Annotated in this window: 4 protein-coding genes; 2 read left to right on the plus strand and 2 right to left on the minus strand. The window is 52.2% G+C overall.

The window, feature by feature from the left end:
- A partial coding sequence (locus JRI89_16715; protein MBW2072874.1) for a hypothetical protein occupies nt 1–1,780 on the plus strand: 1,780 nt, incomplete at its 5' end.
- A gap of 626 nt (nt 1,781–2,406) precedes the next feature.
- Entirely contained in the window at nt 2,407–3,933 is a 1,527-nt protein-coding gene (locus JRI89_16720) for an FG-GAP repeat protein (GenBank protein MBW2072875.1), read from the plus strand.
- Nucleotides 3,934–4,082: 149 nt separating this feature from the next.
- Here the strand turns inward: JRI89_16720 and JRI89_16725 are convergent, their stop codons facing one another.
- Both JRI89_16725 and JRI89_16730 read right to left on the minus strand, forming a co-directional pair.
- Nucleotides 4,083–4,718: a radical SAM protein gene (locus JRI89_16725; GenBank protein MBW2072876.1), complete on the minus strand. Its 636-nt coding sequence runs from the start codon at nt 4,716–4,718 to the stop codon at nt 4,083–4,085.
- Entirely contained in the window at nt 4,669–5,109 is a 441-nt protein-coding gene (locus JRI89_16730; GenBank protein ID MBW2072877.1) for a 4Fe-4S cluster-binding domain-containing protein, read from the minus strand. Before JRI89_16730 ends, JRI89_16725 begins: the two co-directional genes overlap by 50 nt.
- Nucleotides 5,110–5,335: the final 226 nt, after the last annotated feature.

Consider the following 5,335-nt stretch of genomic DNA (forward strand, 5'->3'; position numbering starts at 1 on the left):
GCTGGGTGACATTGTTCATTCCACTCCAACAGTGGTGGGGCGTCCAGCAGAAAATTATGATTTGCTCTACAGGGATGACACCTATCGGGTCTTTTATTCCAAATACAGGAGAAGACGGAGCGTAGTTTATGTGGGCGGCAATGACGGCATGCTGCATGCCTTCAACGGGGGCTTCTATGATGCCTTCAACAGGCGGTTCGACCTGAAGAGTCCTGGCTGCACCGCTGCCAACTGTGAGACTGAATTTCCCCTGGGCACTGAAATGTGGGCCTATGTGCCCTTGAACCTGCTGCCGCATCTCTACTGGTTGACTGACCCCAACTATGCCCATATTTACTACGTGGATCTCAAGCCGCGGATCTTTGATGCCAAGATCTTCAATTACAACACCTCGGATCCTGCAAATGACAAGCACCCATACGGCTGGGGAACCATTCTTGTAGGCGGCATGAGACTGGGCGGCGGCATGATCGGCACGGACAAAGACCACGACGGCACCTTTGACGCGACTACGGACGTAACAATGCAATCAGCCTATTTCGTTCTCGATATCACTGATCCGGAGTCACCCCCCCAGGTCCTGGCTGAAATTACTTTCGATGGTCTCGGCTTCACGACCAGCTATCCAACAGTGGCGGTCATGAAAAGCACCACAGATCCAGCCACTCCCAATAAATGGTATCTGGTTCTCGGCTCAGGACCCATCGGTGCCTCAGGTCCTGGTAGTACTGCACTCGAATATGTAAGCAGCGCTCAGCATGGCAGGATCTACATGATAGACCTTGGAGAGTTGGCCCAGAATCGTGTGCTCAAGGATCAATCAGGTGCAGTTCATGCGGTGGGCGGAACTCCCTTTCAGGTTCTTCCCGACAATAACTCCTATATCTCCGATCTGGTATCGGTAGACCTGGATCTCGACTACAAGACGGATGTTATCTACTATGGAACGGTTGCTGAGTCCGGATCCAGTTGGGTAGGCAAGCTGCGCAGGATAGTACTGGCTGACGACACTGACCCGGGTAACTGGACGGGGAACAGCACCCTCATCGATGTGGGCCAACCAGTGAGCGCAGCGCCTGCCGTAGCGCGAGATGGCGAAGGCCACGTCTGGGTCTATTTTGGTACTGGACGCTTCATGAATCGGGATGACGTTGATGACACTTCCCAGCAATCCTACTATGGCATCAAGGAACCCTGGGACAATGATACTGATAAGAATCCCACCTGGGCTACTGTTCTCACCTCAAACCTTGCCGACATGACCGGCGGGGAAGTGTTCGAAGGCGGCAACAAAGTGGACAATCTAGCCCTGGCCGATTTCGACGAAAATAGCAATGGTACAGTGAGCTTCTACGAGGTAATTGACACAGTTGCCGCCAAGGATGGTTGGATGCTCGATTTCTCGGGCGGCAAGGAGAGAAACCTTGGCCAGGCAGCCCTGGTTGGAGACATTGTCACCTTTACTACCTACCTCCCTGATGCGGATCCTTGTGAATTCGAAGGACAGAGTTACCTTTACGCTCTCTACTTCAAGACCGGTACCGCCTATTTGAGATCGGTCATAGGTCTGGACACCACCAACACGGATGCCGAGGGCAATCCGGAAGTCATCGACAAGACCGCTCTCGGCAAAGGGCTCACTATAACACCGAATATCCACACAGGCAGAGGCAAGGGCTCCAAGGCGTTTATCCAGAGCAGCACCGGTGCAATTCAGGTCATAGAGCAGGCCAACCCCGGAGTAACCAAAACAGGCAAGGTCTCCTGGCATGAAGAATAGAGTGTTGCCTCTGGCGCCTCGGGTGCGGCCGGAGGCAACCTCCTCTCATCCACCAGATGGCACGTTCAGGACACCTTTCTTGTAGGGCCACTACCTCACTGGGAGAAAAGCATGGCCATCAAAATTCCTTAAATGACCAAGCATATTTCTTAGCTGTTGAAACATGGCTATGTAGCTGCTTCGCGGATAATAAAAAGATGCTCTCCTCATAAGGAAGATTATGGTGGATACAGCGTATCAGTTCCACAGGTGACTTTGGTCTTGCACCAGGACCGCCGTGTATTTGCGGCAACAAAGATTTAATTCCTTCCTGGTTGAAACACTGATTATGAACTCCATTGATATTAGACATGCAGCCCGGTATTTTGCCCTCAGTGGTCCGCACCAGAAAATGACAATGATTGCCCACTAAACAGTAAACAACAACTTTTAGATTCCAGAGAATTGCCGTTTGCCGCACAATCCGCAGGAAATTTATGGTCTGTGCTGACAGCAATGTTGCCTTCTATTCGACCCCGGTTCGTGATATATTTTGAAAATCTGGTTATGCAATATGCAATGGTCCAGACATAATAATGAATATTTACTGCAATAGAACAAGAGCCAAAAGGAGACTCAACCCTATAATGGGAAAATTGCAGATCTGTATCACACTGACTTTGCTCGTCTTTCTTGTATTGGGGAGCAATATAATTGCCTCTGCCGATGTCAAACTCCTTGCTTCTGATGGCGCTCAGGACGACTGGTTCAGCTTCTCATTATCTGTGCACGGAGATGTGGCCCTGGTGGGGGCCTATGGTGACGACGACAACGGCAATGTTTCGGGGGCAGCCTATGTCTTCCGCTGGAACGGCAGCAGCTGGATGCAGGAGCAAAAACTACTTCCCTCTGATGGCGCCAAGGGTGACAAGTTTGGTTATTCGGTTTCCATCTGGAGAGATGTGGCCCTGGTATCGGCCCACGGCAACAGCGAGAATGGCAGGGATGCGGGGGCGGCCTACGTTTTCCGCTGGAACGGCAGCAGCTGGGTGCAGGAGCAGAAGCTCCTCCCTTCGGACCCCGTGGAAGATGTGCAATTCGGCCGCCCAGTATCAATTTGCGGAGACGTAGCGCTGGTGGGGGACCCTGGAGATTATCGCAATGGAGGAACCGGTTCAGGCGCGGCTTATGTCTTCCGCTGGAATGGCAGCAAGTGGGTGGAAGAACAGAAACTCATCTCCTCTGATATTGCAGGTGGTGACGCTTTCGGCGGAGGGCTTGCCGTCAACGGGGATGTTGCTCTAGTGGTGGCGTCAGGGGACGACGACAATGGAGACCACTCGGGTTCCGTCTACGTCTTCCGCTGGAACGGCAGCAGCTGGGTGGAAGAGCAGAAGTTCTTCCCTGTGGACGGCACTGTATTCACGGTGGCCATCAGCGGGGATGTTGCCCTGCTGGGGGCGCCCGGAGATGACGGCAAAGATATGTCCTCGGGGGCAGCTTACGTTTTTCGCTGGAACGGCAGCAGCTGGGTGCAAGAACAGAAACTGGTGGCCTCTGATGGCAAGCAAAATGACAGTTTTGGCTACTCGGTATCCATCAGCGGCAATTGGGCCCTGGTAGGAGCCCGTCGTGATGACGACAATGGGGAGGACTCGGGCTCGGCTTATGTTTTTCGCTGGAACGGCAGCAGCTGGGTGCAAGAACAGAAACTCCTCCCTTCTGACGGGGCAAAACTCGACTTTTATGGGAGATCAGTGGCTATCAGTGGAGATAAGATTCTGGTTGGAGCCTATCTTGACGATGACAAGGGCAATGATTCAGGTTCTGTTTATGTTTATACCCTGGCTGAAGGTGCTCCCCTGGAGCTGAGCTCCGTTGTCATCACCGGACCAACGGAGTTGAACGAGAACTCTGGTGCACAGTTCAATTGTGCAGCCTTTTACAATGACGGCACAAGCGCCAATGTGACCAACAGCGCCACCTGGAGTGAAAACTGTAGTCGGGCGCGCATCTCCAACAATGGGTTTTTCAGCACCTCTCTAGTTTGGGCCAATGAGTCCTGCTCTATCGCTGCAGCCTATGGCGGCAAATCAGGCACTCATTCTGTGACAATAATAGATACTGGAACTATGTCGATGCCCTGGATGCCCTTGCTGCTGCTCGACGATTGAGAGTGCTCCGCCCTGAGAATACAGGTTAGCACCGTCAGTAATTTCTAATTTTGCAGCCTGCGACATACTATGTTCTTACGGTGCCCAGGCAGCTGAAGAAAATGGCGGCATTGATGGGGAGAGCTGACCTACCCTTTCATATAGATTACTTACGAATCTCTGGCGGGCAAGTATGTCTTGATAGGGCAGCACTGATTTGAGGTGCAGTCAGTACAATTCCTCGGGTGACTTTGACAGCCGGCGGCAAAAGCGTATGAAGCAGCAAGGCGTGCACCTTTTGAAGAATACTTATCACCAACTTTGCTTTCTATAGCTGCGACCCTTCCAGGTATTCCTGGACGTCCCGCCCAGTAGGCATGTTTCAGTCCAGACGCCTTTGCCACAGCCACACACTTTTCCATCAAACTGCTGCCTGCGCCAGGGTGATTCTCCAGAACAAAGTTGGGTCTGAAGGCGAGAAAGCATACTGGTAGAGATGGATCGATGTCTGCTACGAATTCAGTCAGCTGCTTGATGTCTTCTTCATTTATTCCGGGTATTACCAGGATCCTGTACTCCCAGAGTTTTTCCTTGGCATGCCTGCCAACCAGCTCTGCGTTCCGCAAAATCGGTTTTGCTGATGCCCCGGTCAGGGCCAGGCAGAGTTCGTTGTCGTATGCCTTCAGGTCATAGGTGATGGATGTGGCAAAAGAGAGTACCCTCTCGAGACTTCTCTCGGTCATATAACCGTTGGTGTCAAAATTCACCCTGGTATCCGGGTTTATCTTTCTTGCCTCTGCCACCACTCTCTCTATATAGGGCAGATGAATCGTGGGCTCTCGTGGGCTCGCCGCCTGAAAAGAATATTCTGTCAGCCCCCATCAGTCTGGCAGGAGAAGAGGCAAGATTACTGAGGCATTCTGCGGCTAACTCTTTTGGATTTTCATATCCCCTCTGGTGGCACCCGTTGTCAGGATAATGAGCAATGGACCAGTTCTGGCAGTTCAAACACTTGAAGTTGCAGCCGGCCATGAATACGGTGTAGCTTTCCGGCGGCGCCGGGTGCAGAGTGGCGGAGGCCACTGTGGCCAGTGTTACCCGGCAAACCCCGGTTTCTCCCTCCAATCTATTTACTCCACACCTGTGTTCGCAAAGTTCGCAGCTTGCAAGATCATTGGCAAAATCTTCGTATATCATTTCAGCTGCCATCTTACCTGAGCCAGTGTGGTTGAATTCGTCAAGGCACAGCAATTAGAGGACAATGTCTATCAGCCTTTCTGCCAGCACATCACCAAATGCCTAATAACCACTATCGTCAACACGAGCCGCCAGGTATTCTCGCTCTTTTTCAGTAGATGCGAACACGCCCACATTGCCCAGGCGCACCAGGATCAATCCTGCACCTCTGACCGCCTCATAGGCA

The sequence above is a fragment of the Deltaproteobacteria bacterium genome (assembly GCA_019309045.1).
Lineage (GTDB): Bacteria > Desulfobacterota > Syntrophobacteria > BM002 > BM002 > JAFDGZ01.